The sequence below is a fragment of the Bradyrhizobium sp. USDA 376 genome (assembly GCF_054063675.1).
Genome location: NZ_JBSSGN010000001.1, coordinates 9,022,469 through 9,036,669, shown reverse-complemented (window position 1 = coordinate 9,036,669; position 14,201 = coordinate 9,022,469). Strand labels below are relative to the sequence as shown.

14 protein-coding genes are annotated in these 14,201 nt (G+C 65.0%); 5 read left to right on the top strand and 9 right to left on the bottom strand.

Annotated elements, in window-relative coordinates; genetic code table 11:
- Positions 1-11 precede the first annotated feature (11 nt).
- The 4 genes from ACVJ19_RS42470 to ACVJ19_RS42455 form a co-directional block, all read right to left on the bottom strand.
- Positions 12-1,349 (bottom strand): copper oxidase, encoded by a 1,338-nt coding sequence (locus ACVJ19_RS42470; protein ID WP_453955024.1) that lies wholly within the window; start codon positions 1,347-1,349, stop codon positions 12-14.
- A gap of 13 nt (positions 1,350-1,362) precedes the next feature.
- Positions 1,363-2,766 carry a TolC family protein gene (locus ACVJ19_RS42465; protein WP_456739515.1) on the bottom strand — a complete coding sequence of 468 codons (1,404 nt, stop codon included), beginning with the start codon at positions 2,764-2,766 and terminating at the stop codon, positions 1,363-1,365.
- A 9-nt stretch (positions 2,767-2,775) separates the two neighbouring features.
- A complete protein-coding gene (locus tag ACVJ19_RS42460) occupies positions 2,776-3,060 on the bottom strand; it encodes a hypothetical protein (protein ID WP_453955023.1) in 285 nt (94 codons plus the stop codon).
- Between the two features lie 73 nt (positions 3,061-3,133).
- Entirely contained in the window at positions 3,134-3,577 is a 444-nt protein-coding gene (locus ACVJ19_RS42455) for a hypothetical protein (RefSeq protein WP_453955022.1), read from the bottom strand.
- A gap of 151 nt (positions 3,578-3,728) precedes the next feature.
- Between ACVJ19_RS42455 and ACVJ19_RS42450 the strand changes: the two genes are divergently transcribed.
- Complete coding sequence (locus ACVJ19_RS42450) at positions 3,729-4,994, top strand: MFS transporter (RefSeq protein WP_453955021.1); 1,266 nt, start codon at positions 3,729-3,731, stop codon at positions 4,992-4,994.
- Here ACVJ19_RS42450 and ACVJ19_RS42445 read toward each other — a convergent pair.
- The 3 genes from ACVJ19_RS42445 to ACVJ19_RS42435 all read right to left on the bottom strand — a co-directional run bounded on the left by ACVJ19_RS42445 (position 4,991) and on the right by ACVJ19_RS42435 (position 7,729).
- Positions 4,991-5,398 carry a DUF4864 domain-containing protein gene (locus tag ACVJ19_RS42445; RefSeq protein WP_453955020.1) on the bottom strand — a complete coding sequence of 136 codons (408 nt, stop codon included), beginning with the start codon at positions 5,396-5,398 and terminating at the stop codon, positions 4,991-4,993. The genes ACVJ19_RS42450 and ACVJ19_RS42445 overlap by 4 nt on opposite strands.
- 501 nt (positions 5,399-5,899) lie before the next feature.
- On the bottom strand, positions 5,900-6,883 hold the full coding sequence (locus ACVJ19_RS42440) for an ABC transporter substrate-binding protein (RefSeq protein WP_453955019.1): 984 nt from the start codon (positions 6,881-6,883) through the stop codon (positions 5,900-5,902).
- A 207-nt stretch (positions 6,884-7,090) separates the two neighbouring features.
- Complete coding sequence (locus ACVJ19_RS42435) at positions 7,091-7,729, bottom strand: TetR/AcrR family transcriptional regulator (RefSeq protein ID WP_453955320.1); 639 nt, start codon at positions 7,727-7,729, stop codon at positions 7,091-7,093.
- A gap of 239 nt (positions 7,730-7,968) precedes the next feature.
- On the opposite strand from ACVJ19_RS42435, the gene ACVJ19_RS42430 reads away from it, so the two are divergent.
- Genes ACVJ19_RS42430 through ACVJ19_RS42420 form a run of 3 tightly spaced genes read left to right on the top strand, consistent with a single transcriptional unit; the run spans position 7,969 to position 11,772 of the window.
- Positions 7,969-8,466, top strand: coding sequence for a (2Fe-2S)-binding protein (locus ACVJ19_RS42430; RefSeq protein WP_027562563.1), 498 nt, complete (start codon positions 7,969-7,971; stop codon positions 8,464-8,466).
- A complete protein-coding gene (locus ACVJ19_RS42425) occupies positions 8,463-9,518 on the top strand; it encodes an FAD binding domain-containing protein (RefSeq protein WP_453955017.1) in 1,056 nt (351 codons plus the stop codon). Before ACVJ19_RS42430 ends, ACVJ19_RS42425 begins: the two co-directional genes overlap by 4 nt.
- Positions 9,511-11,772: a xanthine dehydrogenase family protein molybdopterin-binding subunit gene (locus tag ACVJ19_RS42420; RefSeq protein ID WP_453955015.1), complete on the top strand. Its 2,262-nt coding sequence runs from the start codon at positions 9,511-9,513 to the stop codon at positions 11,770-11,772. The genes ACVJ19_RS42425 and ACVJ19_RS42420 overlap by 8 nt, the downstream gene beginning before the upstream one ends.
- Before the next feature lie 44 nt (positions 11,773-11,816).
- Here ACVJ19_RS42420 and ACVJ19_RS42415 read toward each other — a convergent pair whose 3' ends face one another.
- A complete protein-coding gene (locus tag ACVJ19_RS42415; RefSeq protein ID WP_453955013.1) occupies positions 11,817-11,969 on the bottom strand; it encodes a hypothetical protein in 153 nt (50 codons plus the stop codon).
- 188 nt (positions 11,970-12,157) lie between these two features.
- On the bottom strand, positions 12,158-12,706 hold the full coding sequence (locus ACVJ19_RS42410; protein WP_018646206.1) for a cupin domain-containing protein: 549 nt from the start codon (positions 12,704-12,706) through the stop codon (positions 12,158-12,160).
- Between the two features lie 148 nt (positions 12,707-12,854).
- Here ACVJ19_RS42410 and ACVJ19_RS42405 point away from each other — a divergent pair, with 148 nt between their 5' ends.
- Positions 12,855-14,183 carry an aminotransferase class III-fold pyridoxal phosphate-dependent enzyme gene (locus ACVJ19_RS42405; RefSeq protein ID WP_453955011.1) on the top strand — a complete coding sequence of 443 codons (1,329 nt, stop codon included), beginning with the start codon at positions 12,855-12,857 and terminating at the stop codon, positions 14,181-14,183.
- Positions 14,184-14,201 lie beyond the last annotated feature (18 nt).

Here is a 14,201-nt window from a genome sequence, read left to right as displayed (position 1 = left end):
CATCGAAACGCTCACATCTTCATGTTCTTCATCGGCGGATTGCCTGGTTTTTGCCGCGCCGGCTCTGCGGCCGGTGCGGTGACTTCGTAGGCGACGGTGCCTTGCGGGAATTTGTACGGACCGGGATCGCGGTAATCGTCGCGCGCGAGGTCCTCGCGGATCTTCACGACCGTGAACATGCCGCCCATCTCGATCGGCCCGAACTGGCCGGTGCCGGTCATCATCGGCAGCGTGTTGTCGGGCGCGGGCATCTCCATGTTGCCCATCGCCATGCCGGTCGAGCCCATCGCCATCGCATCCGGCGCGAGCTTGCCGACGGCCTTGGCGAGATCCTTGCGCGACACGCCGATCAGGTTGCGCACGTCGTGTCCCATCGCGTTCATGGTGTGGTGCGACTTGTGGCAGTGGAACGCCCAGTCGCCGGGATTGTCCGCGAGCACGTCGAACACCCTGACAGCGCCGACGGGCACGTCGGTCGTCGTCTCCGGATATTGCGCGCTCTCCGGAATCCAGCCGCCATCGGTGCAGGTCACCGCAAAGCTGTGGCCATGCAGGTGGATCGGATGGTTGGTCATGCTGAGATTGCCGATGCGCACGCGCACCTTGTCGCCGAGCCGCACCGGCATCGGATCGATGCCCGGAAACACCCGCGCATTCCAGGTCCACATGTTGAAGTCGGTCATCTCATTGACCTGCGGCAGATAGGTGCCGGGATCGACGCGATAGGTGCTCATCACGAAGACGAAGTCGCGGTCGACGGGCCGGAAATTCGGATCGCGCGGGTGCACGACGACCATGCCCATCATGCCCATCGCCATCTGCACCATCTCGTCGGAATGCGGGTGGTACATGAAGGTGCCGCTCTTCTTCATCTCGAATTCGTAGACGAAGGTCTTGCCCGGCTCGATGTGCGGCTGGTTCAATCCGCCGACGCCGTCCATGCCGCTCGGAATGATCATGCCGTGCCAGTGCACGGTGGTGTATTCGGGCAGTTTGTTGGTGACGAAGATGCGGACCTTGTCGCCCTCGACCGCCTCGATGGTCGGGCCCGGCGACTGGCCATTATAGCCCCACAAATTCACCTTCATGCCTTCGGCGAACTCGCGCACCACGGGCTCGGCGACGAGATGGAATTCCTTCCAGTCGCCGTTCATGCGGAACGGCAGCGACCAGCCGTTCAGCGTGACCACGGGGCGATAGTCGGGCCCGCTGATGGGGTGCAGCGGCGGCTGCATCGTCACCTTGTCCATGTGCGGGGCTTCCGGAATCGAAGCGGCCTGGACGCGACCGCTGATGGCCGACGCGCCGGCAAGCGCGGCGCTGCCCAAAAATCCTCGGCGGGAAAACATCTTGGCCTCCATCTCAGTGGCCGCCATCGGCAGGGGCTGCCGCGGCGATGGTGGTTGACGTCTCGCCGCCATTGACGGCGGTCTGCAGGTCGGCCTGGGCGAGAAAGAAGCTTTGCCTGGCGTCGATGGCGCCGCGCAGCGACGCCAGGCGCTGCCGCGCCTCGGTCAGAAGCGCGAAGATATCGACCTGCATGCTGGAGAAGCGCAGCTGCATTTCCTCGGTGATGATCTTTCGCAAGGGGATGATCTCGCGCTGATAGTGGCTGGCGATGTCGTAAGCGGACCGGTAGGTGCGATAGGCGTCTCGCGCCTCCGAGCGAACGTTCACGGCCCGCTCGGTCAGACGGTTGAAGGCGAGATTGTAGGTCTCCGCCGCCTGCCGCACGCGGACCTCGCCGCCGTCGAAGATCGGAATCTGGAACTGCACGTCGAAGCCGCGTTCGCGGAACGGCGGCCCTTCCGGATCCTGCGTGCGGCGGGAGATGCCGGCGAGATCGAGCAGCGTCACGAAGCGCGTCGCCTCGGTGAGGTTCAACGCTTTTGCCAGCGCCGCCAGTTCCAGCCGCGCGATCTGCAGATCGATGCGATGCGCCACCGCGTCGACCTCGATAGTGGGCAAGGCCTGCGGTCGTCGCGGCAGCGGCGGCAGTTGATTGGGCAAGCGGAAGTCGAGACCGTCGTCCCACAGCCCCATCAGGCGCGCGAGCCTTTCGCGCGCGCTCGTTGCCGTCTGCCGCGCGGTGGCGAGATCAGCGGTGGTTTCGGCGTAAAACACCTGCTCGCGGGCCTGGTCGAGCTTGTTGAGTGAGCCGGTCTCGCCGAGCTTGACCGCAAGCTGCGCGGTCGATTCCGCCGTCGCCTTCGCGTCGGTGAGCAGCACCACCATCTCGTTGGCGGCAACGGCGCGGACATAGGCGCGGCGCACGTCCGCGGCGAGCCGCAGCGTCGCCAGGGCCGCGCGCAGCTGCGCTCCGCGGAAGCGCTCGCGGGCGATGTCGGAGCGGAACGGCAGGGTGGCGAGCGCCAGGATGTCGCCGACGACCTGGCGCTCGATCTCGCTCGCGCCATTGCCCGAGATTCGCGAGATCGAGAACACCGGATTGGGGGGCAGGCTTTGCTCCACCAGCTCGGTTTCGGCCAGCGCCAGCTCGTTATAGGCGGCCTGCAGCCCCTTGTTGTTGAGCAGCGCGATCTGCACGGCCGCCTCTGCGCTGAGTGTCCGCGCCAGCAACTGGCGAAGGCGCGCGTCGACTGCGGCAGCCCCTTCCGCCGTTCGCACGAAGGCGACGTCCTTGTTGATGGTCTGGCTCGTCAGGTCCGAGACCGCCGTCATGCCGCTGTCGGGCGAGAACGCGGCGCAGCCGGAAAGGCCGAGCGCGCCGAGGACGAGCAGGCCCCGCGAAAGATGGTGTGCCATGGCGCGGTCCTACCGGTCTTGCTTCGGCTGCGGCGTGACGGCGTCGTTGCGGCCGCGCCACGGCGCCGGCGTCGCAGGCCGCAGGCTGGTATAGGGCGCAATGGTCGAGCGATAGCCGACGCGTGCCACCTTCGCCGCGGGATCGGCGGGGTCGGCGCTTGCGACTTGTGTCGTCGCCGGCATGCAGCCGGATAGCGCGAGCGCAATCGCGGCCAGCAGCGGCCAATTCAATGGAAGGTGTCGTCCACGCGCTGCGGATGCGGCGGCGGACTTCGCCCCGGAAAGCGTAAGCATGATTCATCCCTGATCTGGAGACCACAGGTTCGCGCGCGCAAAAGCGCGCTCGGACCGACGTCGTCGCGTCAGATCAGGCGATAGGGGGGCGGTAGTGCCGGGGCGGCGCCGCGCTGTGCAGGCTGGCCACGATCTCGGGCGCGCAGGTGGACGTCGGCTGGACCGGTGTGGCGACGATCGGCAGATCGGCCGGCAGCGCGCTGACGCACATCATCGCACAGCACGGACCGACGGTTCCCTTGCCGCCATGATTGTGCGGAGCGGGTGCGTCCTTCGCAGCGGTCTGGTGATGAGCGTGGGTTCCCGCATGTTCGTGCGAGGCATCGCCGTGCTGATGGCTCGCCATCTGGTGATGCACCGGCACGAGATCAGCCAGCACAGCCTCGTCACCAAGGCACGGTGCCGGACCATTGCCCCAAGCAAGGCTTGCGGCCGGCGCGAGCACGCAGAACAGATAAGCGAGGGCGATGATCCGCCCCACCTTCATCCGCATCGATCGCGTCAACCGCAACAACATTCCGCCGATAGGCTCCTTGCGCGGCAAGATTGCACACGCTGATTGCAAACTAATGGCAAAACGCGCATTCGCCAAGCTCCTTCTTACCGCAGCGCACCGCGCATGCCCAATATATCGCCACGTTGGTTGACCGTGCGGCGACCCGCGGGTCATGGTCGGGCCCGTGCGCGCGCCAAATCATCCCGAACAAAGACCTGATTCGTTCAGCCCTGATTCCCGTCAGGCCTGGATACGGCTCGTCATTGCGCTGGTGATCGGCTCGATCGGCGCCGTCGGCATGTGGGCGGTCGTGGTTGTGATTCCCGTGGTGCAGGCGGAATTCGGTGCAACGCGCGGCGCAGTGTCGCTGGCCTTCACGCTGATGATGTTCGGCTTCGGGCTGGGGGGCGTGATCGCCGGCAAGATCACCGACCGGTTCGGCATCGTACCCGCAATGGCGATCAGCATCGCCTTCCTCGGCGTCGCCAACGTACTCGCGGGGCTGTCGACCCAGCTCTGGCAGTTCGTGGCCGCCTACTTCCTCATCGGTCTCGGCACCTCCGCGACCTTCGCGCCGCTGATGGCGGAGGCCTCGCACTGGTTCGAGCGCTATCGCGGGCTTGCCGTGACCATCGTCGCCAGCGGCAATTATGTCGCCGGCACGATGTGGCCGCCGATCGTGAGCTGGGGCACGCAGACCGCCGGCTGGCGCTACACCCATATCGGCATCGGCATCGTCTGTGCCAGCACGATGGCACTTCTGGTCCTCATTCTGCGCGCGCAGTTGGGTGACGACCATATACGCGACCACGCCAAGGCACCGCCGCCGCGGGTCGATCTCAAGCTCTCGACCAACACACTGACGGCGCTGCTCTCGATCGCCAGCATCTCCTGCTGCGTCGCCATGGCGATGCCGCAGGTGCATATCGTCGCCTATTGCGGCGATCTCGGCTATGGCGTGGCGCGCGGCGCCGAGATGTTGTCGCTGATGATGGGCTGCGGCATCGTCAGCCGCATCGGCTCGGGCTATCTCGCCGACAAGATCGGCGGCATCCGCACGCTGCTGGTGGGATCGCTGGCGCAGGGTTTTGCCCTGGTGTTCTATCTGTTCTTCGACAGCCTCACTTCGCTCTATCTGATCTCCGCGATGTTCGGCCTGTTCCAAGGCGGTATCGTGCCGAGCTACGCCATCATCGTGCGCGAGGCGATGCCGGCGAGCGAGGCGGCGACCCGCGTCGGCATCGTGATCTTCGCTTCCGTGTTCGGCATGTCCTTCGGCGGCTGGGTCTCGGGTGTGATCTTCGATGCCACCGGCTCCTACGGCGCGGCCTTCGCCAACGGCGTCGCCTGGAACGCGCTCAACATCGGCATCGTCGTGCTGCTGCTGATCCGCTCGCGGATGGGCTCGGTCAAGACCGGTCCGGGTTTTGCCACCTAAACTGCCTGCCCCGCCTTCAGGAGCGAGCAGCCGGTGATCTTGTAACTGCCGTCCGGCTGCTGCTCGAGCGTGTACAGAGCTTCCCACGCTTCGCCATTGGCATCGACGATGTGGACACGCTGCGCGATCCAGGTCCCTTCGCTCTTGCTCTCGCCAAATTCGAAACTCTTGTGACGATAGACCGGCGCGTAGCCGTTCTGCACCATCGACATGAAGATGTCGGGTGCGGGGAAGATTTCCTTGATCGCCGGTGCGGCATAAGAATAGGCGGCCGTGGCATCGTCGCGGACGAACGCCTGCTCCTGGGCGCGGATGACGCTTTGAGCCGTCGCGACATCGTCGGCAAACGCCGAAACGTGACTACAGGCAACAATGAGAGCGACCAGCAAGGCTGCGATGCGCATGACAGGCTCCGCGTGGATATCCCGACGGAGGCGATCCTAGCACATCTGCGGCGCCAGGGCGTGTACTCATAAATCACGCGCTTGGCTTGGTGCTCCCGATGCCCGCTCATCCCTCAACGGCGGCACAAACAGCAGACATCGTTGAAGGTCGCCGATGGGCCAGGTGCGGACATCAACAGGACGATGCTAGAGTCTTGGCAGTGTCGTCGGGCAATCCGCCAATAATGCCGAGAGACCAACCGCCAAAGAGAGAGACAATAAGCATCGCTTTCATCCTTCACCAGGTGATCGACGTAACAGCACAATTTGCCCGCCGGCATCGGGAGTCTGCCTAGGCTCTTTGCACTTGCAGCGGGACCGGCCAGCTTGATCTGTCCAGCTTCAAACCAAAGCTATTGTGCCGCACCCTGCTGCTTGCTTGCGACAGGATGGCTGCTTCGGTCACGGGCTGCCCTTGGCAGCTCCATGACGCTACCGGACTCATTCACCACAGCAATCATCTCATTCGATAACCTCGTCGGCGCGGGCAAGCAAGGTTGGCGGAACAGCGATGCCGAGCGACTTTGCGGTGGTGAGATTGATGATGAGTTCGAATGTCTTTGGCAGCTCGACTGGTAGATCGCTTGGATGCGTACCCTTTAGAACTCTATCGACATAATAGGCCGCGCGGCCATAGTTCTCACAAAAGTTCAACCCATAGGACATCAAGCCGCCGGCTTCGACATATTCTCTGACCTGGAAGATCGTCGCCAATTGGTTTTGTACCGCAAACTCTGCGATCTGCTTCCGATAGGCAAAAGTGAGCGCCTCCTGTAGTGTGATGAGTGCTTGGCAATGGAAATGCGAGCCCGCAGACAACAGCCTCTCCAGATCGTCAGTTGACCGGACTTCAATCGGCTCGATAAAGACCCCGGAGGCCTGTCCACCGGTTTTGAGCTCCAGCAGTTCCAACATCTTGCCAGCGTTGCCGGGATTATGCAGGACACATACGCGCGTGAGGTTCGGCGCGACCGCCTTCAACAATTCGATCAGTTTGGCGCTTGTTGATGGCAGGAAATTCGACACTCCGGTGATATTTCCGCCGGGACGCGCCAAGCTCTCCACGATACCGCTGGCCACTGGGTCACTTACCGCCGCAAAAACGATCGGAATACGGGTCGTTGCCCGTTTGGCGGCCTGGGCTCCAGGTGTAGATGTTGCGACGATCAGGTCCGGATTCAATCGGACAAGTTCGGCGGCAAACTGGGAATATCGATCAACGATGCCTTCCGTCCACCGAAGCTCCAGCTTGAAATCTCGTCCCTCAGTCCAGCCAAATTTGCGCAAACCGGACAGAAAACAAGCAAGCAGAGTCTGGCCGACAGGCGACGACGTACCGCCAAGAAATCCTACTCTCGCCGGTACTGAGCGCTGCGCCCTCGCAACGAATGGCGACACCGACACGCATGCGGCGCCAACCATCCCGATGAACTCGCGACGTCCCATGTCGGCCTCCCGACTGCGCCGGCAACATCAGAGCAGGCTGAAGATACCATAAGTCCCTAGTAGAGAATAAGGCTCTCAAGCCCCTTACGAATAATTGGTCGCAGCGAGGCGACTGTCCGCTTCGGGTCACAGGCAGCAATGCTCAGGCCGATCAGCAGATTTCCGCTGGGCCCTCAGGAGCCGACATTTCTTTTATGAGTACACGGCCTAGCGCTTTCGCTTCGTCGCCGGCTTCGTCGTCTTGGACGGGCGCGCCTTGACCTTGCTGGGCGGCTGCACCCGCAAACCATCCACGAACACGTCGAGCATGCGTAGCACCGACGACTGCCAGCCGGGCTGATCGTGCATGTAGCACATGCCGATCAAGGCCCTCAGCAGATCCTCCGGGCTGATATCGGCGCGCATCTGGCCGGCCGCGACCGCGCGGTCGAGCAGTGAGCCGATCGCCTTGGTCAGCCGGTCCATCGAGAAGGCGGCGAGCTCGGAAGTACTCTGATATGTCAGCGCCAGCGCAGCCGACATGCCCTTCTTGGTGGCAACGAATTCGACACCGGAACGCAGCCAGCGCCTGAGCGCATCGACCGGGTCCTTCGTAGTCTTCAATTGCTCGGCAAGCTCGCTGAGCTGCTCGACCTCGCGCCGGTAAACCGCCTCGTACAGATCCTCGCGCGCCGGAAAATGCCGATAGAGCGTGCCGATGCCGACGCCGGCGCGTTTCGCCACGGCTTCAAGGCTCGCCTCTGGGCCGCCGGCGCTGAACACGGCCTTCGCCGCTTCGAGCACGCGCTCGCGATTGCGCACGGCATCGGCGCGGGGCTTTCGGGTCTGGTCGGTGTGGTCGTCCATATCAGGCAATGTAGATCACGAATTGGTTAGGTTGAACCCTCGACTGGCTTCATCGCGTTGTATGCGCACGCCTTTGATGAATTCCAAATATTTTCCAGCGGCCCTTGTTAAGCGGAGGGTGCCTCCGTATCTTTGCTGAAGTGCCGGCCCGGATCGTGTTCGGGCGGCGCCATTCGACGGCGGTCACGGCGGTGGCGCGCCGAGCGATGACTTATGTCCATATCTGATCGGAGCCTTGTATGAACCACTCCATCAGCCTCACCGTGAACGGTGCGCGGCGCGACTTCGTCCTCGACGATCCGCGCGTCACGCTGCTCGATCTCCTGCGTGAGCGCCTCCATCTCACCGGAACCAAGAAGGGATGCGACCGCGGCCAGTGCGGCGCCTGCACCATTCTCGTCGACGGCAAGCGTATCAACTCCTGCCTCGCGCTCGCCATCAGCCATGACGGCGCCGACATCCTCACCATCGAGGGCGTGGCGCGCGGTGACCAGCTGCATCCGGTGCAGGCGGCCTTCATCGCCCATGACGGCTTCCAGTGCGGCTTTTGCACGCCCGGCCAGATCATGAGCGCGATCGGCATGATGCAGGAGGCGCAGGCCGGCAATGATCCCGAACGCATCCGCGAATGCATGAGCGGCAATCTCTGCCGCTGCGGCGCCTATGCCGGCATCGTCGATGCCGTGCTCGAGGCGCAGGCGGGGATGGACGAAACCAACCAGAGGCGCTCCGCATGAAACCGTTCGATTATGTCAGGCCGGCCACGGTCGCTGATGCCGTTGCCGCCGCCGCACAGCCGGGCGCCGTCTATCTTGCCGCCGGCACCAACCTGCTAGATCTGATGAAGGGCGGTGTCAGCCGTCCGGATCGCCTGGTCGATGTCACGCATCTCTACGGGCTCGACGCAATCGAGACGCTCGCCGACGGGTCGTTGCGCATCGGCGCGCTGGTGAGCAATGCCGATCTCGCGCATGACCCGGAATTCGCGCGGTCATATCCTGCCGTGGCCGAAGCGCTGCTCTCGGGTGCATCGGCGCAATTGCGCAATGCCGCCACCGTCGGCGGCAATCTTCTGCAGCGGACGCGTTGTGCCTATTTCTACGACACTGCCAGCCGCTGCAACAAACGCGAGGCCGGCTCCGGCTGCGACGCGAGAGACGGCGAGAGCCGCGGCCATGCGGTGCTCGGCTGGAGCGAGAGCTGCATCGCCACCCATCCCTCCGACTTCTGCGTGCCGCTGGTTGCGCTCGATGCCGTCGTCGAGATCGAAGGCAGGAACGGTCGGCGCGAGATCGCGCTCGATGCGCTGCATCGCCTGCCTGGCAATGCGCCCGAGCGAGAGTCGGCGCTGGAGCACGGCGACCTCATTGTCGCGGTGCGCCTGCCGCCTGCAGCGCGTGGATTTTCCGCGCATGCGCGTTACCTCAAGGTCCGCGAGCGCACGTCCTATGCCTTCGCCGTCGTCTCGGCTGCCGCCGCGTTGCGCATCGAGAACGGCAGGATCGCGGAGGCGCGGCTCGCGCTGGGCGGCGTCGCTGCCAAGCCCTGGCGCGCCAACGCTGCGGAGGATGTGCTCAAGGGCGTCGCGCCGACGGCGGACGCGTTCCAGGAAGCCGCCTGGCGCGCGCTCACCGACGCAAAGCCGTCCGGCGACAACGCCTTCAAGATCGAGCTCGCGCGCCGCATCGTCGTGCGCGCGCTGACCCTCGCCGCTGCCGGTACGTCTGCGCGTATCCCCGCGCTGCCGGCCTCTCCCTTTGCCTCCATGTCCGGAGCCATCCATGCCTGAGCTGAATCTCACCAGCGCTCCCGCCTATCTGCGGCACGGCTCGAACATCGGCCAGCCGCTGACCCGCCGCGACGGCGTCCTCAAGGTCAAGGGGCAAGCGACCTACGCCGCCGACAATCATCCGCCCGGCATGCTGTTTGCGGTGATGGCCGTCGCCAGCATTTCGCGCGGCCGGGTGGCCTCGCTCGATGTCGCGGCAGCCAAGCGCCATCCCGGCGTCGTCGATGTCATGACGCCGGACCACAAGCCACAGCTCGCGGTCGATCCCGAGATCAAGACCAATCCGTTCGTGTTCCGGATGGAGGTGTTGCAGAGCGACGAGATCCGCTATGCCAACCAGCCGATCGCCGTCGTGATTGCCGAGACGCTGGAGGCGGCGACGGAAGGCGCGCTGCTGCTGGCGCCGCGATATGAGGTGCAGCCCGCGCTCGTCGGCCTCGATGCCGGCGAAAGCTTCGTGCCGCCGGTCGTCGGCGTCGGCAATCCCACGGAAGTAAACCGCGGCGATGTCGAGGCGGGCCTCGCCTCGGCCGAGAAGCAGATCGACGCGATTTACGAGACGCCGCCGCAATATCACAACGCGATGGAGCCGCATGCGATCGTGGCGCACTGGGATGGCGACCGTCTGCAGATCGACATGCCGACCCAGGGCCTGATGCTGTCGCTGGCGCGCATCGCCGAATTGTTCGGCATCGCGCACGACAAGATCCACATCCGCAGCCCGTTCCTCGGCGGCGGCTTCGGCTCCAAGGGATTGATGGCCGGTCCGCCGACCCTCGGCATCATGGCGGCAAAGCTCGTCGGCAGGCCTGTGAAGCTGGTGCTGCGCCGTGAGCAGATGTACGGCCCCGTCGGTCATCGCGCGCCGACGCGCCAGCGTTTACGCATCGGCGCCGACGGCGAGGGGCGCCTCACCGCGCTCGATCATCACGCAAGGACCGTGTCGAGCACCTTCGACGATTTCTACGAGCCCGCGGCCGACGCCTCGCACACGCTCTATGCGGCGCCCGCGATCCGCACCTCGCACGATGCCGTGCGCGTCAACACCGGCACGCCGCTGTTCATGCGCGCGCCCGGCGAGGCGACCGGCTCGATCGCGCTGGAGAGCGCGATCGACGAGATGGCCTGGGCCTGCGGCATGGATCCGCTCGCCTTCCGCCTGAAGAACTACGCCGAGGTCGAGCCGATCTCCGGCAAGCCGTTCTCGTCCAAGGCACTGGGTGCCTGCTACGAGCAGGGCGCGGCGCGGTTCGGCTGGGCGAAGCGCTCGCTCCAGCCGCGGCAGATGCGCGACGACGCCGGTCTTCTGGTCGGCTGGGGCATGGGCACCGCGACATTCCCGGCGCTGATGTTCCAGGCGGAGGCGCGCGCAGCGATCCGCCGCGACGGCTCCGGTGTCATGGAGATCGGCGCGCATGATATGGGGCAGGGCGCCTGGACGGCGCTGGCCCAGATCGCGGCCGATGCCGTCGGTCTCGATATCGACCGCGTCGAATTCAAGGCCGGCACGTCCGACCTGCCCGATGCCGGCATCGCCGGCGGCTCGGCGCACACGGCAACTGCGGGTGCGGCGATTCATAGCGCCGGCGCGGCCGTGATCGCAAAGCTCGCCGATCTCGCCACGCACGATGAACGCTCGCCGCTGTTCGGCGCCGGCAATGCGGGGGTGATCGCACGGGACGGCAGGTTGATCCGTCGCGACGACGAGAGCCGCAGCGAGAGCTATGCCGAGATCCTGGCGCGCGCCAGCGTTGCCGAGGTCGAGGCCCGCGGTACCGGCGCGCCAAATCCTGCGGCAATGGAAGAATATGCGATGCACGCCCACGGCGCGGTGTTCGCCGAGGTGAAGGTTGATCCCGAGCTCGGCCAGGTTCGCGTCACCCGCATGGTCGGCGCCTTTGCCGCAGGACGCATCGTCAATCCGCACCTGGTGAAGAGCCAGCTGTTCGGCGGCATGATCTGGGGCCTGTCCTTCGCGCTGCACGAGGAAGCCATCACCGACCGCCGCACCGGCCGGATCATGAACGCCAATCTCGGCGAGTACCACATCCCCGTGAATGCCGACGTGCCGCCGCTCGACGTGATCACGGTCGAGGAGCACGATCCGCATGTCAACGCGCTTGGCATCAAGGGCGTCGGCGAGATCGGCATCACCGGCAGCGCCGGTGCGGTCGCCAACGCGGTGTGGCATGCGACCGGCGTGCGCGTCCGCCGTTTCCCGATCCGGATCGAGGAGTTGCTGACACAGCTCTGAGAGGTCAAAGGCGGGGCGAGACTGTCTCGCTCCGCCGCGCGTCGCTAATGCAGTTTCTTGCGAACCGCCTTCAGCGCCGCGCGCTGCATCTCGATGTAGTCGGCTATGGCCTTGCGCAGCTCGCGCGAATGGAGCTTGTCGGCATCGCACTGGACTTCGTCGAGCGCGGCTTCTGCATTGGCGAGCGTGATCTTCATCTGCGGGCCCAGTTACGAAGCGGCCCCGGAGTGCCTAGGAGTCCGGGGCCATAACCTCAGCACCTCTAAAGCCAGGCTGCTCGGCTACGGCTCCCAATATATAGAGCTTTGGCCCGCAGAAATTGAGCTGGCTCAAGCACCGTAAGATACCGGTGGCTCAGTATGATTGCGGAGGGGCTGATGGCTCGTCAGAACGTCGGCGGCGTGCAGGCCGAGATCACTTCGCACGGCTTGCCGCCGACGCAGCGGAAGCGATGCGGGCGGCGGCTCTCGAAATAATAGGCATCGCCGGGATTGAGGATGCGACGCTCGTCCTCGACGGTGACTTCGAGCTTCCCTGAGATCACGATGCCGCCTTCCTCGCCGTCATGGACGAGATGGACGCGTCCGGTGTCGCTGCCGGGCTCGTAGCGCTCCTTCAAGATCTGCAGGCTGCGGCCGAACAGATTGTCGCCGACTTGCCGATACGAGATCGGCTTCTTGCCGACCTCCGTCAGCTCCTCCGCGCGGTAGAAGATCTTGCGCCTGGACTCCGGCTCCAGCGCGAAGAACTCGGCGAGCCCCATCGGGATGCCGTCGAGGATGCGCTTGAGCGCGCCGACCGACGGGTTCATCTGGTTGGATTCGATCAGCGAGATCGTCGAATTGGTGACGCCGGCGCGTTTGGCGAGTTCACGCTGCGACAGCTTGTGGCGCGCCCGGATGAATCGCAGCCGTCCACCGATGTCGACGCTCATGGCCAAGTCCCGTGTTGCAGGTGTTGCGGATCGCGCAAATATGGACCACCCGCCCCAGCGAAATCAATGGCTTGCAGACCGCCAGAAAAGGACTTGTTGCGCTTTTGAAGCCGTGGCTCTGCTAGCGGGTCAGCAAAGGAGCGCGGCCGTGACCCTTCATCAGATTCCGAACACTATCAAGACCGACTCGTTCTGGATGCCGTTCACGGCCAACCGGCAGTTCAAGAAGGCGCCGCGCCTGTTTTCCTCGGCCGAGGGCATGCACTACACCACCGTCGACGGCCGCAAGGTGATCGACGGCTCCGCCGGCCTCTGGTGCGTCAATGCCGGCCACGGCCGCAAGCAGATCGCCGCCGCGGTCGAGCGACAGCTGATGACGCTGGACTTCGCGCCCACGTTCCAGATGGGCCATCCGCTGGCGTTCGATTTCGCTGAGCGCCTCGCCGAGATCGCGCCGAAGGGCCTCGATCGCGTCTTCTTCACCAACTCCGGCTCCGAGTCGGTCGATACCGCGCTGAAGATCGCGCTCGCCTATCATCGCGCCAACGGCCAGTCGAGCCGCACCCGCCTGATCGGCCGCGAGCGCGGCTATCACGGCGTCGGCTTCGGCGGCACCTCGGTCGGCGGCATGGTCGCCAATCGCCGCGCCTTCGCGACCCTGCTGCCGGGCGTCGACCACATCCGCCACACCCACGATCTCACCCGTAACGCCTTCGCCAAGGACCAGCCCGAGCATGGCGTCGAGCTCGCCGACGATCTCGAGCGTCTGGTCGCCCTGCACGGCGCCGAGACCATCGCCGCCGTCATCGTCGAGCCGGTGCCCGGTTCGACCGCGGTGCTGCCGCCGCCGAAGGGCTATCTGCAGCGCCTGCGCGAGATCTGCGACAAGCACGGCATCCTCTTGATCTTCGACGAGGTCATCACCGGCTTCGGCCGCCTCGGCACGCCGTTCGCCGCGAACTTCTTCGGCGTCACGCCCGACCTGATGACGACGGCCAAGGGCATCACCAACGGCTCCATTCCCTGCGGCGCCGTGTTCGCGAGCCGCAAGGTGCATGACGGCATGATGGTCGGCCCGGAGAACCAGATGGAGCTGTTCCACGGCTACACCTATTCCGCGCATCCGACCGCCTGCGCCGCCGGTATCGCCACGCTCGACATCTACAAGGACGAAGGCCTGCTGACGCGCGGTGCGTCGATCGCCGAATACTGGCGCGATGCGCTGCATTCGCTCAAAGGCCTGCCCAACGTCGTCGACATCCGCAATTGCGGCCTGATGGGCGCTGTGGAGCTGGCGCCGCGCGACGGCGTCGTCGGCGCGCGCGGCTATGACGTGATGGTCGACTGCTTCAACACCGGCCTTTACTTGCGCATGAGCGGCGACAGCTTCGCGATGTCGCCTCCGCTCATCGTCGAGAAGAGCCACATCGACCAGATGGTCTCGATCCTCGGCGACGCCATCAAGAAGGTGGCCTGATAATTGCTCTCGCCGTTG